Source organism: Arthrobacter sp. KNU40 (assembly GCF_051515115.1).
Classification (GTDB): domain Bacteria; phylum Actinomycetota; class Actinomycetes; order Actinomycetales; family Micrococcaceae; genus Arthrobacter.
Genome location: NZ_CP195850.1, coordinates 4,381,812 through 4,396,947, shown reverse-complemented (window position 1 = coordinate 4,396,947; position 15,136 = coordinate 4,381,812). Strand labels below are relative to the sequence as shown.

Here is a 15,136-nt window from a genome sequence, read left to right as displayed (position 1 = left end):
CCGTGCCTTGCGGTGACCCACCCCTGAATGTAATGACTGTCGGCTGTCCCGTTGCCGGCACTCCACTCCGATGAGGACGGCTAGGCCGTGAGGTAGGTGGACCGAACGTTCGCTGCATCACGATCGTCTGTGGGCCCCGCGCGGGAATGCTCTATCGAGACAGTTCGCAGATATTCTAAGTCGTTGAACCCGAGAGTGAAATTATTCGCGCGAAGCAGCGCAGGAGACGAGATATGGCCCCCACCACCAAAGAAGGACAGCGCGCCGAGCTGCACAAGACAATCTGGCGCATCGCGAACGACCTCAGAGGTTCGGTCGACGGGTGGGACTTCAAAAGCTACGTACTTGGCATGCTGTTCTACCGGTTCATCTCCGAGAACCTCACCGCCTACATCAACAACGGCGAACATAAGGCTGGTGACCCCCACTTCAACTACGCCGACCTGCCCGACTCAAAGGCAGAGGTCGGTCGCAGGGAGACCGTTGCAGAGAAGGGCTTCTACATTCTCCCATCCGAGCTCTTCGCGAACGTGCGCGAACGCGCGTCGCACGATGCGAACCTGAACGAAACCCTGGCGGCGGTGTTCAAGAACATCGAGGGATCAGCTGTCGGTAGCGATAGCGAGGACGACCTCAAAGGTCTTTTCGACGACCTCGATGTCAACAGCTCCAAGCTCGGCAGTACGGTTGCCAAGCGCAACGAGAAGCTTGTGAAACTCCTGGATGCCATCGGGGATCTGCCGCTTGGCAACTTCGAGGACAACTCAATTGACTTGTTCGGAGACGCATACGAGTACCTCATGCAGATGTACGCCTCCAGCGCCGGCAAATCCGGCGGGGAATACTACACGCCCCAGGAAGTCTCCGAACTCTTGGCGCGCATCACCGTGGTCGGCAAGACACAGGTGAACAAGGTCTACGACCCAGCGGTCGGGTCGGGCTCCCTTCTGCTGAAGTTCGACAAAATACTCGGCAAGGGCAATGTGCGCCAGGGCTTTTACGGCCAGGAAATCAACCTGACCACTTACAACCTCGCCCGCATCAACATGTTCCTCCACGACGTGAACTACGAGAAGTTCAACCTCGCCCACGGCGACACCCTTACAGATCCCGCGCATTGGGACGATGAGCCGTTCGAAGCCATCGTTTCGAACCCGCCGTATTCGATCAAATGGGACGGCGACGCCAATCCGCTCCTGATCAACGACCCCCGCTTCGCTCCAGCGGGAGTTCTCGCACCCAAATCCAAGGCAGACCTCGCCTTTACGATGCACATCCTGTCCTGGCTTGCCGTCAACGGTACCGCAGCGATCGTAGAGTTCCCAGGCGTGCTCTATCGTGGCGGTACCGAGCAGAAGATCCGCAAGTACCTGATTGACAATAACTACGTCGACGCCGTCATACAGCTCCCGCCGGACCTGTTCTTCGGAACCACGATCGCGACCTGCATCATCGTGCTCAAGAAGTCTAAGAACGACAACGCCGTTCTCTTCGTCGACGCATCGGCAGAGTGCGACCGCTTCGGCAACAAGAATAAGCTCACTGGGAAACACCAGGAGGCCATACTCGATGCCTTCACCACCCGTAAAGACGCCGAGCACTTCGCCACACTTGTTGAGAACGAGGACATCGCCGCCAATGCCTACAACATCGCGGTGACGTCCTACATTGAAGCCAAGGACACCCGCGAACTGGTCGACATCACTGACCTAAACGCCGAAATTGCCCGCATCGTGACAAGGCAACAAGAACTCCGCACTTCGATCGACGAGATCGTCATGGACCTCGAGGACTTCAGCAATGCGGTTGTCTGACGTACTTTCCAAAGCTCCCGACAACACAACATTTCAGGTAGAAAGCTTTCTGGGATCTCGCAACATTGGCTGGGGTAAGAATAAGAAAATTTCAGTAGGCAGAGTGGCGCTAAACTATTTCTGCCTAAAGTGCGAGGATAACCGCACTTTTATGTCCGGGGACGAGCTATCGTGTTTGATTACGAGCGAAAAAATAATAAGTGTTGACGCATCCCTCAGGTGCCCAATTTGCCTGTCTTCGGTAGAAACCTGGTTCCTGGTTGGCTCTACCGAGGGATTTTTCACTCCGGCGCCATACGTCTTTCTAGAACGCTACACAGAACAGCGTCGAAACTCGGCAACGCGTGTCAGGGGCGATGACAGTGGCTTTGAGGACCTTCTGGAGCGCGCTCAGTTGGCCTACGATCATCGTTTAGGTGCCGGCTCAATGGTCTACTTGCGGCAGATCTTCGAAGCAATCACGATGCAAGTTGCCAATGCAGTTGATATCCCGACAACTACAGCCAGGGGCAAGAGAAGGCAGTTCAGGGATCTGCTTGAGGAGGTAGACCGGCAACACCGAATCATCCCTGCCGAGTTCTCCAATAATCGCTACCAGCTGTTTAGCGAGCTCAGCGAAGTTATTCATGGCGATTCTAATGAATCCGAGGCCCTGAGGAAATACCAGCCTTGTAGACGATTAATATTAGGAATTATTCATAGCGTTAAGAATAGTGGCGAAATCATGGTAGCGATGGATTCTCTTGGGTGGGGCACTGGCGGTTCAACGGCGGTCACTACTACTGGCGAGGCGACCGCATGAGCCGCGTGAACGAGCTAATTAGAGACCTGGCACCTCACGGTGTCACTCATCGAGTGTTAGGTGAGGTCGCTACATATTCAGATACTCGTGTCGATGCGAACGAACTCGACCCGACCAACTTCATCGGTGTCGACAACCTTCTCCCGAACAAGGGCGGAAAGAACGATGCAAATTACCTACCTAACACTGCCCGCCTGACCGCATACCAAGATGGCGACGTTCTTCTAGGGAACATCCGCCCGTATTTAAAGAAAGTCTGGCTCGCGGACAAGTCAGGTGGATGCAGCGGAGACGTACTCGCAATACGTATCTCGGACGAGCATTGTTCAGCGATCACACCCGAGTTTCTATACTATGTGCTGTCTTCTGATGGGTTCTTTGCGTACAACATGAAGCACGCGAAGGGCGCAAAGATGCCACGAGGTAGCAAACAAGCCATTCTGAACTATCGGATCCCGGTTCCGCCCCTTCAGGTACAGCGGGAGATTGTGCGGATCTTGGACCAATTCACCCAGCTGGAAGCGGAGCTGGAAGCGGAGCTGGAAGCGGAGCTCGAAGCCCGCCGCCGCCAATACGAACAGTACGCCGGCGTTCTTCTCGAGAGCGCTGAGGATGTTCCCCGAGTCAGGTTTGGCGACGTCGCGACGATCGTTCGAGGTGCGTCGCCGCGTCCCATCCAAAAATTTGTCACTGACGGTGCTGACGGTGTCCCATGGATCAAGATCGGCGATGTACCTGCACGCGGCAAGTACATCACGCGCACGGCGCAACGTGTCACACCGGAGGGTGCCGCGAAGTCGCGCCGCGTCCGGCCAGGCGACTTCGTTCTCTCGAATTCGATGAGCTTTGGGCGCCCATACATCTCCAAGATCGACGGGTACATCCATGACGGCTGGCTTGCGATTAGCGAGTTCGAGGAGTCATTTGTGTCCGACTATTTGTATTACTTGCTGCGTGCGACCCCTGTGCAGGAAGAATTTGCGCGTCGCGCGGGCGCCGGCACGGTTAAGAACCTCAATGCCGCGATTGTGCGCTCAGTTGAGATTCCGCTGCCGACGAAGGAAAGGCAGGAGCAGGTAGTCGAGTTGCTCGACAAATTCGATGCTCTCGTTAATGAAATCAGTAATGGTCTTCCTGCCGAGCTCGCGGCTCGTCGGAAGCAGTATGAGTATTACCGCGACAAGCTACTCACGTTTGAGGAGGCGACGGCATGATCGAAGCAACTCCGCGGAAGTATGGCCCGATTGCGGTCTCGAACGAGAGCACCGTTGTTGCCGAGTATGTGTCTGATGCGAAGGCGGCGACTGCGTATCAATCGGAGGCCGACCTTGAGCGTGACTTCATCCAGTTGTTGCAGTCGCAGGCGTATGAGTATCTGTCGATCACCTCCGAGGCGCAGTTAGTCGCGAACCTGCGTGCCCAGTTGGAGGCATTGAACAGCATCACATTCTCCGATGGTGAGTGGGACCAGTTCTTCATTGAGCGGGTGGCGGGCGCGAATGACGGCATCGTCGAAAAGACGGTGCGCATCCAAGAAGACCATGTTCAGCTGCTCAAGCGTGATGACGGCTCGGTTAAGAACATCTTGTTGCTGGACAAGCAGAACATCCACAACAACCGGCTCCAGATCATCAACCAGTATGAAACTCCCCAGGGCGACGGTGGAGGGAATTACGCGAACCGGTATGACGTGACGGTCCTGGCCAACGGGCTGCCGATGGTGCACATTGAGCTCAAGCGCCGGGGCGTGGACATCCGGGAGGCGTTCAACCAGATCGACCGCTACCAGCGGGGCAGCTTTTGGGCCGGGTCTGGGTTGTTTGAGTATGTGCAGTTGTTCGTGATCTCCAACGGCACCTTGACGAAGTACTATTCCAACACCACGCGCCGCCAGCACGTCAGTGAAGCTACCGGGTCCAAGCGGGTCCGCAAGACCTCGAACTCCTTTGAGTTCACGTCCTGGTGGGCGGACGCACAGAACAAGCCGATCACCGACCTAAGGGCGTTCGCGAAGACGTTCTTCGCCAGGCACGCGCTGCTGAACATCCTGACCAGGTACTGCGTGCTGACGGCGGACAAGATGCTGCTGGTCATGCGCCCGTATCAGATCGTTGGCACTGAGCGGATTTTGCAGAAGATCCAGATCTCCACCAATTACAAGCGGCTGGGCACCCTCGGTGCTGGCGGGTACGTATGGCACACCACCGGCTCTGGCAAGACGCTGACCAGCTTCAAGGCAGCACAGCTGGCCTCCAAGTTGCCCTCGGTGGACAAGGTGTTGTTCGTGGTGGACCGCAAGGACCTGGACTACCAGACCATGCGCGAATACGACCGGTTCGAAAAGGGCGCCGCAAATTCCAACGCTTCCACGGCCGTGCTGAAGAAGCAGCTGGAGAATCCCGCCGCGCGGATTATCATCACCACGATCCAGAAACTCTCCACCTTCATCGATGCGAACAAAGGCCATGCGATCTATGACGGCCATGTTGTGCTTATCTTTGATGAGTGCCACCGATCCCAGTTCGGTGACATGCACACGGCCATCACCAAGGCGTTCAAGCGGTACAACCTGTTTGGCTTCACAGGGACACCGATCTTCGCCGCCAATTCCGGCACTGGCGGGAACCCGCAGTTAAAGACCACCGAGCAGGCGTTCGGCGAGAAGCTGCACACCTACACGATCGTGGATGCGATCACGGACAAGAACGTCCTGCCCTTCCGCATCGACTACGTCAACACCGTCAAGGTCGGGACCGTGGTGGACAAGCAGGTCTCCTCGATAGACACCGAGACGGCGCTCCTGGCCCCGGAACGCGTCAGCAAGATCGTCGCCTACACGCGGGAGCACTTCGACCAGAAGACCAAACGCACAGAGGGCTACACGCTCGGTGAGAAGCGAGTGCGCGGGTTCAACGCCCTGTTCGCCACGGCTTCAATCCCGGCTGCGCGGACGTACTACCAGCACTTCCAGGCCCAGCAGAACGACCTGGTACCTGACAAACGGCTCAAGATCGGACTGATCTATTCCTACGGTGCCAATGACGCCGTAGAAGACGGCGCCCTGGACGAGGAAGGCTTCGACACCTATGCCCTGAGCGCCGACGCCCGCACGTTCCTGGAAGCCGCAATCCAGGATTACAACATGACGTTCGGCACCAGCTACGACACGACGGCTGACAAATTCCAGAACTACTACAAAGACCTGTCCCTGAAGCTCAAGCAGCGTGAGATCGACCTGGTCATCGTGGTCAACATGTTCCTCACCGGCTTTGATGCGACGACCCTGAACACCTTGTTCGTGGACAAGAACCTGCGTGCCCACGGACTGATCCAGGCCTATTCGCGGACCAACCGCATCCTGAACTCCGTGAAGACCTACGGCAACATCGTCTCCTTTCGTGACCTGGAAGAGCAGACGAACGACGCCATCGCCCTCTTCGGAAACAAGGACGCCCGTGGCGTGGTGCTGCTCAAGCCCTACGGCGAGTACTACGACGACTATGCCGAGAAGGTCACAGAATTACTGGCCGGCTACCCGTTGGGGACGCCCATTGTCGGGGAATCAGCGCAGAAAGAGTTCATTGGCCTGTTTGGTGCGGTGCTGCGCCTCCAGAACATCCTGACTTCCTTTGATGACTTCACCGGTAACGAGATCCTCACGGAGCGGCAGGGGCAGGACTACCGCAGCGTGTACCTGGACCTGTACGCGGATTTCCGCAAGGAAAAGAAGGCCGACAAGGAACAGATCAAGGACGACATTGTCTTTGAGATCGAGCTGATCAAACAGGTCGAAATCAACGTCGACTACATTCTCATGCTTGTCCAGAAGTACCGGGCCGAACGTGGCGACGGTGACGACAAGGAAATCCGGGCGGAGATCAGCCGAGCCGTGGATGCCAGCCCAACGCTGCGGAATAAGAAAGACCTCATCGAAGACTTCGTTGACTCACTCTCTGTCGACGGAGAGGTCGATCAGGAATGGCGGGCCTTCATCACCGCCAAGCGGGAAGCCGAGCTGGAGACCATCATCGAGGATGAGAACCTGCGGCCGGAAGAGACCCGTGCCTTCGTGGAGACCGCCTTCCGTGACGGCCAGATATCCACCACTGGCACGGCGATCACCAAGGTCCTACCGTCAGTTTCGCGTTTCTCCGCGGCCGGCGGACACGCCGAGAAAAAACAAAAAGTCATCGCCAAGCTCGGTGCCTTTTTCGAACGGTTCTTCGGCCTCAGCTCGCTCAGATAGCAGGTTCAATCTACTCTGATTCAGATTCACTTTCTCTGTAAGAAAGGCCCTAAGTCACCGGACTGACTTACGTATCGTCCTCCTAGGGACATGCAACTGCTGCCCGTCAAGAATTCAGTTCGTTGCGTCAATTGTCCACACTGCTGTCACGGCGATCCGGGTCGTCTGACTGGACGCGCCCTCAGCCGCTCCTAATCGCCTAATCTGTCTCTCTGAAGCCCAAAGGATCCGAGGATCGGGGTGATCCTTGAGCTTCCTCAGTTCTGCGAGTTGCTCATCCGTGGGTAGAAGGTCCAGAATGTCCGCAATCAGTAGTTCCTTGCTTTGCGCCCATTCGCTGTATCTCAATGGGTTGTAACGGCGCGTTATTCGGTCGTATTTGATTACTCGGAAAGTCTCACCTGGCAATATGCCAGTGGCAACAAGCTCTTCATAGAACTCGCGCCAGCCGTCGGTTTCACGCCCTCGTTCCCCTTCGTACCACGTCACAAATGACAGTAGATTCCTGCCCGGAACGCGGATCCTCAGGTCTGCTTCACTCACTGCGTCTGGAGCCAACAAGTCATCGTCCAGCACGTTGAGGTCCATAAGCCTGCCGGACGAAGATGGATGAGTCTTGTAGACGCCGCCTACTGGCTGATAGTGGTCGAACCGTGTTCCCTTCACGAGAAGGTAGTCGCCGTCGACCCGAATGCGATAGAGGTACGACGCCGAGATACGGACTCGCCTATTCCAGGTACAGAGGGAGTACCAGACAATCTTCAGCAGGCCCAAGTGATTAACCAGCGTGTCTACCAGAGGAACAGCGAAGCCAACCGCGAGACCGCCGGAGACTGTGAAAATCCAGCCGCCTGGATCAGAAAATATCACCACGATCGTCGATATGAGCATTACGCCGAGATAAAACAACAAACGAGGCATTCGTCAGGTCCTTAATCACCGCCGTCGGCGAATTACTGAGGGCGACCCAATGACAGCCATTGGGCCGGCGCTTGAGGCAACCATTCTTGATACCGCTGGAGGAGAGGGCTGGCGCACTCTCAGCTTCATTGGCGCTATCGATCGAGCCGCTATCTGTGGCCAAACTTAAGTAAGGGTAGCCGGGACCAGACACCTGATGGGGAAGGTTGGCTGTGAGCCATTCCCGGCAGCGCCCTCCTAACCGGCTCCTTACAGTCCCATTTGGGACCTCGAGGACCGGAAAATCGGCACTGCCTGCGTGGTCCCGGCCACTTCCATGCGTTACTTACGAACGCGTGGAGAGTCCCGGAAGTCCGCGCATTTGTACGTCCAATACAACCAAGAAGCCGCGACGGCCATGATCACGAGGAAGCCTCGCCGCGATCATGGACTCATCGAGCGGGTCAACCTCGACCGCCCCGTGATCGAGATAGTGTCCAGAAGTGAATCCGCAGTCTTGATGTCGAAGGACTCGTTCGACGCCCCGGCGAAGTCCGTCCACCTGCTGAGTTCCTCCGCTAATGCCCATCATCTGATATCGGCTGTATTACCCCCGGGTGTTGATGCCGCTCCTGATCCGGGTGACCGAGACTAGAGTTCCGTGTCGGGCCCGATAGGACTTCGCTTGTACGCCACCGCGGTGTGAATGCCGCCGAACACCGGCCGACTATCTGGCGGGGCCTTGAACGTGTTGTATTCAGCCATATCGCAATTCCGCGAGACGAAAACACGGCTCCATTCGTCAGTTTCAGCGGTTATGGCAGCCACTTGGCGGCCGAATTGACCACTCTGATGGAGCGGTATCCCTAGGGCCTCAGCCCACAGCTCGTAACGCTCGAAGATGAAGCTGAAGGTGGCGAAGGGGGCGAAGCCCTGGGCATGGGTCATCCAGAACCGCCGAACGGTCTTGTCAACCGGGTACCGTCCTTTCCCGGTCGCCTCCACGATGATGCCCTTGGGAGGGGCTGACAGTTTCGTTTCGAAGTGAGTGCCTTCCTCCACTTCTCGATCAGACCGACAGCAAGGAATGAGGTTGATTGCATCCACCTCAGCGGCGTATCGGAACATAGTGATCGAAAAGCCATCTTCGAGAAGTGCCAGGATGCCGCCAGCCGTGATCGTGTGGACAGAGGCCGCAACGATGATGATTTGCTGACACTCGTTCACTAACGTCGGCAGAGGGCGGCCGAAACGCTGCTCGAAAGCTCGCGCCAAATCGATCCCCAGACCACCATCAGCCACTAAGCGGATGACCATTTCTCTGTCCAGCCTCTTGATCAAGCGCCTATAGCCAAGAACTTGGGCGATAACGGCAGGAAGAGCTTTCCCCAGCTTCAGCTCCACAATTGAAATAGCACCGGTCGAGTTAATCGCAAGCAGATCAATGATTCCTCCGACCACGCCCACCTGGCGGCCGATAATCAACAAGTCCTCCCCGAGAAGAGAAGGATCGGCTACTAGATAGTCCTCCAGGCCAGCCTCAGACCGAATCGGGAACATTGAGGGTGTGGGCTCCGCGGTCACCGCCAGTCTTCCATTCCGTCGATGAGCGCCAGGCCCGCTGCGGATGTGGAGTGATCCATAAGCAAGGAGAAGACGGGCATCCGGTGTACTGCCGGCGCTACCGAATTGTCCGGTTGAATGCAGACACTTGCACAAGACCCGAAACAAGCGTTCCGTGGAGTGGGCATTAGGCGTTCAGGTTCATTGCCAGCGTGGTGGCCCGTTCCAGGTCGAGCTTGACGGTGAGCGAGTGCCGAGGACTCTTCGAGGGCCGGCCAGCACCGCGGTTTCTCATATCTCATGCGGCCAGTATTCGGATCTGCCCCCTTCGGAACCAACCTGGGCGGCAGGTCGCGTCAGCAGTCCTACTTAAAAGCTGAATCGAACTTCGTCATGAACCAGCGTTGCTGGCTATTTAGCTACCACGTCAAATTTCGACATATATCGCAACCGGTTCCGAACTCCCCGACTCGACGGGGTCCGGAGCGTTGGCAGACCGCCTTCCCACAAACCGTCCGTCCCGGGAACCCGGGCCGGGGTTGGCGGCGGGGCCCGGGTTCCGTCCCAGAATCAAGCAGGCCCACGCCGACTTCATCGCCAGCCAGTAGAGCCCCGACAAGCCAGATCCGTCCGATTCTTCCCGAGCAAAATTGAACAACTCTTGTCACATGGACCCCACGAGCCACTCTGGCCCTTATTTGGGCCATTTTTGGCCAGCTATTGGCCGGATTTGGACCAGCGGTCCGGTGCCCGCGTGCTTCCGGGCCAAAATTGGGCCTTTTCTGGGCCCACTTTGGCCCTCAAAACAGCAGAATCGACTTCCGGACCCATTGTGACCGCATTTGGGCCGGATCAGGCCCAAATGCGGGCCGGATTTGGGCCAACGGGTGTTCCAGGCGCCTCGCGGCGCTGATTTCACCACCAAGGACCTGGATCCGGGACTTTCCATGGCCATTCTCTGGCCAATTTTGGTCAGTTTCTGACCAGAAACGGGCTGGAATTGGCCACAGACTTGCAGCCTTCGGGCTGCATTTTTTTACATGGCCGGCCCTCTGCCGAGGGCCACGCAGTGTGGGAAGCACGGTTCTAAAAGCGTGGGACGGCGGGGGCGGGTTGGCGATGCACTGGCGCCTGCGCCCAGCGCTCACCAGGCGGTCCGGGAGTCCGGTTCCCTCGAGGAAAATTAGAGCCCCAAGGGGGAGATGTATCCATCTATTTTTCCTCGTGACAACCGTGTGTCAGGGATCCCCGGACAGCCAGGTGAGCTCAGATCAGAGGGTTGACAGGTGGGGCGCAAAAGCATGGGAGGCCAGTCAGACGACGGCCGCCACCCACCCCCGTTGAGGACTCGCTCCTGGACACCGGGAGCCAGGCTGTCCTAAGCCCGTTGATGCTGTCTTGGATGGCACGCTGCGGAAGCTGTGCCATGGCCCGTGCCGGTCCCCGGGCAAGCAGTGCTTGGCCCGGACTGGATGAACAAGTTCCCCAGTCCGGTGTGTAGAAAGGCAGAGACTGAACGCCTGTGCTGACGCCGCCCAGGCACCGGGCTGGCAGGACACTGGAGCGGGTGATGGTGCACCGCGGCGGCGGGAGTCCTGGCGAGGGGAACCATGCCGCCGCGACACTGGATCAGCTGTTCTGGAACGGCACTGTGACAGCCCCTGTGACGCTGTCTCACAGGCCCGGCAGCCACCGACGGAGCGGTGGCCGCGACGGTCCCTGGAGGACCTCTGCAGCGCAAGCTGTGGCGGCTGGCGGACCAGCCACTGTCGCAGCGTTGCGGCGACGGGATGAAGGCGTGTGAACCATGCCCTGGCGGGCCGGAAAACCCTAGTCAGCAAAGCCTCTCAACAGCTGCTGCGCAGCGCCTTCGGTGTCACCATCGCACCGTCTTCGTCCCTCAGCCGCTCAGCCGGCACCCCGGTGGCACCTCGTATGGGACCGCTGTTCCTGCGTCACAGCGCCTGCTGGTACGAGTACCAAATTTGGGCTCCTACCCGTTCCTACTCCTTCGTCGCAGGCCCGTGACGCTGCTGCGCAGCAACGTTCCTACCGGGTGCCACGCACCATGAAATCCGGTAGGAACGAAAACGCCCAAAACCAGCGGAAACTAGCGCCACTCCTCCCCTCCCTCCTACGAGTAGGAACCATAAATGGTCGGGTAGGAACGATGTGGTAGGCGCTACTTTCCGCTGATGTACCAGCAGAAATCCCGCCGATCTTCCGCTAAAGCTCCAGATGCGACGGATGAAGAGAAAGGGCATAAGGGTTCGTGGCACCTCGCTTCGCTTCGGTGGTCGGCACAGCCGACACGAATTCGGTCGCTGCGCTCCCTCACCCATCGCTGCGCTCCGGGCCCTTATGCGGTCGCTTTGCTCCCTTCCCCACCAACGCTGACGCGTCGTTGGGGTGCCCCTGAAGCCATCGCTGACGCGAGTGGCTCCAGCCCCCGGTGACCGCTGTCGCGGCCCCCGGACAGAGACAAGCGGAAGGGCAATGCTACGGAGCGGCGCCGGTCGCCGGTGCCGGCCAGTCGGGGGCCGCATGCTGGAGCAACGCCTCATGCCTAGCCGCACTGTGCTCAAGCAAAAGGATCCTCTGCGAATAGGCGACGGGCTAGGGCATCGAGGTAAACCCGCGGGGCCGAGTTCCGCCGTCCATCGTCGCCCGGTACATTGCTGCAGCCGGCCGAGCTAGGCCTAGCGAGAGCGAGACCTCCTCGGCACGCCCGGATCCTCCGGGTCGCCGGGAAATCCTCTCCTCGGGCCGAGCTCGAGCCAAAGGCTGTTCCCCTTCCGATGCAGTCCGGTGCGGAACTCGGGCAGATTGGCTGGAAGGATCAAGGGTGGGCACCAAGGCTGGCTGTATATCCAAGGACTGATCAGCTGGAGGCTTTGCCTGCTCTGAGCAGAGCCTGGCGACCCGACAACGGTGGCGAGGCGATGCCAGTCGAATTCGTGAGCTATAGCCTCCCTCTGGTCGCAGCCCCATCCACCGCTCAGCCAGACAGGATCGGGCCGGTCCGGCCACGTGTCCGGCAGTTCCGCCAGTCGCTGACGACTGCAGGCAACGACGAACTCCTGGGCTGTCCAAGCCGTAGCGCCATTGATCAGGTCGACCTCCGCCGGGGTGACGGAGGTCCGTGCGATGTGGGCTTTCCATCCCAGCCCAGAGTGAAAGGCGACGGCGCGGGACTTGGTCGGGGTGACTGTTAGGACGTTCTTCCTGTCCAGGGGAATTAGCCAGCCGTGGCGGCCCCTGAACTGGCGAGCCCCGGCAACACTGAGGCCGAGGTCATTGGTCACGAACTCTGACCCCTGGTCCCTTACTGTCGCGACTCCCCAGTGGGCGGTTGCGACCTGTGCGAGCAGGCGTTGGAACTCGAAGGCACGGGCAAGGTTCGCGCGGTCGGGGTTCTTCATTGCTGCAGTCATTCGTGGATCCCGCGCCTCGTACCTCTTCTCGAATTCCCGTCCTCTCACGAACAGTGACGTCACGAACGGGACGAGTGTGCGGACCCAAGTATTCGCATCCAGTGGTCGCTCTGAGTCCGTGAGCTCCTGGATCGCAGTGGGCAGCGTCGACTCGTAGTAGGACCAGATCTCGTCCACGGCCTGCGGCGTCCAGACGCCCCCGAGGAGCGTGTAGAGGTCGTTCTGGGCACCGATCCGCGCCGGCTTTGTCTTGAACGGTTCGCTGGATCCCCGCCGCAGGCACCAAACCTCCCGCTGCCTGCGGGGCAGGCTGGCTTCGGCCGAGAAGCCGCCGACGTAGGCCGCGGGTAGATAGTGATGGAGCGGCATGCTCTCCCCAATCCCGAATGAGCGTCCGGCGATCCGGTCGTGCCCTCCTGGCACCGCAACGTGCAGGATCGCCCTCGCCTTCATCGCCTCCACGACTGTACTCCCCATCGCTTCTACCCCTGTACAGATCGGTGACAATAGGCCAGGTGCGCGCACCTACGCAGCGAACGGGCTCCGCCGATCGGGTACATCGCCGTACGGAGGATCAGGCGAAAGGCAGGCTCGGTGTGCGAAGCTGAGACTGCTCATATATGAGTGCGGGGGAGTCAGGGGGAGACAATGGCGGCCGAGCCCAGCCACATGCGGAGGCAGATAGATGTCGTGCTGAATGGAACGCGGATCCCCATCGATGAGGCGGTGTTCACCGTATTGCTCGAGAACTCCGTGGCTGCAAACTACAGTGACTACAAGAATGCGCTCGAGTCCTCCTCGATCACGTTCGACTCCCTCGTCGCCCTCGCGCGGACGGGCGATATTCCTTACGTGCTCTTCTTCGCCCCGCTTCCGGTGGCCGAGGCTCAGGTCAGATCGAAGACCGACAAACTGTTGGCCGGGGTCACCAAGGAGACCTTCGCGGTGAACTCCCGCGACCGAGTGCACCTCCGTGACATCGAGCTGATCGTCAAGGACCTCATGCGCAAGCAAGAGCTGTTGAAGAGGAACGACAGCACCCTGACCCGGAACAGGATCGTGGGACTGCTATCCAGGCCCGGCCGGACGATTGAAGAGGACGCTGCCGCGTTGATGGAGGCGCTAGGGCTCTCCCACGATTCAATCCGTGTGGCACGCTCGAAGGCCGACGCGCTTGAGGTAGTGACCGCGCGCCTCGAAGCGAACCAGGTCCTCGTCTCTCGCAGCGTCCCCAACGCTATGCCGCAGAACCTCACAAAGGTGAAGGGGAACTTCAGCGGCATGGCCATCAGGGACGCCAAGGTGCCCTACATCTTTCTCGCGGGCGGGAATCGCGGCGACAGCGAGGAACCCGCCGGCCGGATGGTCTTCACACTTGTCCTCATGGCCGTGCTGGTGGCACAGAAGAAGTTCATGCCGGTCACTTACGACGGCTCCAGCGCCGGGACCGACGTCGGGCCAGAGTACGACATCGTCGGAGCCATCCTCATGCCGGCCAAGACGCTGCGCGGTTTGCCTCTCGGGATGCTCGACGATGTGAAGGCCGCGGCCGAAGTCCTCAAGGTCACCCCCAGCGCTATCGCGGTGAGAGCTATGCGGCTTGGGATGATCTCGCCTGCAGCCGCTGACGCCCACCTGCAGGAGCTGGGCCGCGAGTTCTCCCAGCGCCCGAGGTCCCAGACCCGGACGCTGGGGACAATGAAGGCTGTGCGCAGATACAACGGGCGAGAGTTCTCCAGGCGCATGCTCGATGTCCTCGACGCCGGACGCATCTCCCGCGGCGAGTTCTGCCGCGTCGTTTGCCTCCGCCGCATCCGACCGCACCAGATCAATGCCTTCCGCGAGGCCGTGCTGTGAGCGACTTCGGGGACATATACGTAATCGACAACAACGCCCTGACCTTCCTCGGACCGGCGCACCGTGCCAGCGCGTTCTTCAAGCAGCACTGCCGGATTCCCAGCGAGGTTCTCCACGAAGCCGACGGCTTTCCCGATGTCGAGGAGCTGAGGCAGCTCGAGTACCGAACGAATCCGGACATGCTCGTAGCCCTCGTCGAAGTCATGGCCTCAGTGCCGCCCGAGGATAGAAAGCTCGTAGACCTTTACGCCAACCGCGGCAACGCCGACCCCCTCGTCGTCGCATGCGCGCTGAACGGACAACAGAGCGGTGAGGAGGGTGCGCTCTTCTCGTTGACTTGGACTGTAGTCTCGGGCGACAAAGCGGTGCAGGCCATGGCGCGTCGTTTCGGAGTTCCGGTGCTGACCAACGAGGAGTTCCTTGCCCGTCTGAAGGACGAGTGACATCCCTAAGACAACCGCTCACCTCATGGCCAGTACAGGCCAAGGGAGCCCGACTGCTCAGAACGGCTGGGGTTCAG

At 59.2% G+C, this 15,136-nt stretch carries 10 protein-coding genes; 7 read left to right on the top strand and 3 right to left on the bottom strand.

Annotation, left to right across the window (positions count from 1 at the left end; translation table 11 throughout):
- Nucleotides 1-233: 233 nt before the first annotated feature.
- The 4 genes from ACSKT0_RS20440 to ACSKT0_RS20425 are packed head-to-tail and all read left to right on the top strand — an operon-like array spanning nucleotide 234 to nucleotide 6,862.
- On the top strand, nucleotides 234-1,814 hold the full coding sequence (locus ACSKT0_RS20440) for a type I restriction-modification system subunit M (RefSeq protein WP_437771354.1): 1,581 nt from the start codon (nucleotides 234-236) through the stop codon (nucleotides 1,812-1,814).
- Nucleotides 1,801-2,616, top strand: coding sequence for a hypothetical protein (locus ACSKT0_RS20435; protein WP_437771353.1), 816 nt, complete (start codon nucleotides 1,801-1,803; stop codon nucleotides 2,614-2,616). Before ACSKT0_RS20440 ends, ACSKT0_RS20435 begins: the two co-directional genes overlap by 14 nt.
- Nucleotides 2,613-3,830, top strand: coding sequence for a restriction endonuclease subunit S (locus ACSKT0_RS20430; protein ID WP_437771352.1), 1,218 nt, complete (start codon nucleotides 2,613-2,615; stop codon nucleotides 3,828-3,830). The genes ACSKT0_RS20435 and ACSKT0_RS20430 overlap by 4 nt, the downstream gene beginning before the upstream one ends.
- Nucleotides 3,827-6,862, top strand: coding sequence for a type I restriction endonuclease subunit R (locus ACSKT0_RS20425; RefSeq protein WP_437771351.1), 3,036 nt, complete (start codon nucleotides 3,827-3,829; stop codon nucleotides 6,860-6,862). The genes ACSKT0_RS20430 and ACSKT0_RS20425 overlap by 4 nt, the downstream gene beginning before the upstream one ends.
- Before the next feature lie 114 nt (nucleotides 6,863-6,976).
- Here ACSKT0_RS20425 and ACSKT0_RS20420 read toward each other — a convergent pair whose 3' ends face one another.
- Nucleotides 6,977-7,783, bottom strand: coding sequence for a hypothetical protein (locus ACSKT0_RS20420; RefSeq protein WP_437771350.1), 807 nt, complete (start codon nucleotides 7,781-7,783; stop codon nucleotides 6,977-6,979).
- 316 nt (nucleotides 7,784-8,099) lie between these two features.
- On the opposite strand from ACSKT0_RS20420, the gene ACSKT0_RS20415 reads away from it, so the two are divergent.
- Nucleotides 8,100-8,417, top strand: coding sequence for a type II toxin-antitoxin system prevent-host-death family antitoxin (locus ACSKT0_RS20415; RefSeq protein ID WP_437771349.1), 318 nt, complete (start codon nucleotides 8,100-8,102; stop codon nucleotides 8,415-8,417).
- Here ACSKT0_RS20415 and ACSKT0_RS20410 read toward each other — a convergent pair.
- Together ACSKT0_RS20410 and ACSKT0_RS20405 are read right to left on the bottom strand one after the other, a co-directional pair.
- Entirely contained in the window at nucleotides 8,414-9,346 is a 933-nt protein-coding gene (locus tag ACSKT0_RS20410) for an endonuclease NucS domain-containing protein (protein ID WP_437771348.1), read from the bottom strand. The two genes, ACSKT0_RS20415 and ACSKT0_RS20410, sit on opposite strands and share 4 nt — an antisense overlap.
- Before the next feature lie 2,678 nt (nucleotides 9,347-12,024).
- On the bottom strand, nucleotides 12,025-13,236 hold the full coding sequence (locus ACSKT0_RS20405) for a DUF4238 domain-containing protein (protein WP_437771347.1): 1,212 nt from the start codon (nucleotides 13,234-13,236) through the stop codon (nucleotides 12,025-12,027).
- Nucleotides 13,237-13,449: 213 nt separating this feature from the next.
- Between ACSKT0_RS20405 and ACSKT0_RS20400 the strand changes: the two genes are divergently transcribed.
- Nucleotides 13,450-14,616 carry a hypothetical protein gene (locus ACSKT0_RS20400; protein WP_437771346.1) on the top strand — a complete coding sequence of 389 codons (1,167 nt, stop codon included), beginning with the start codon at nucleotides 13,450-13,452 and terminating at the stop codon, nucleotides 14,614-14,616.
- Nucleotides 14,613-15,059, top strand: a complete 447-nt coding sequence (locus ACSKT0_RS20395; RefSeq protein ID WP_437771345.1) for a hypothetical protein — start codon at nucleotides 14,613-14,615, stop codon at nucleotides 15,057-15,059. The genes ACSKT0_RS20400 and ACSKT0_RS20395 overlap by 4 nt, the downstream gene beginning before the upstream one ends.
- Nucleotides 15,060-15,136: the final 77 nt, after the last annotated feature.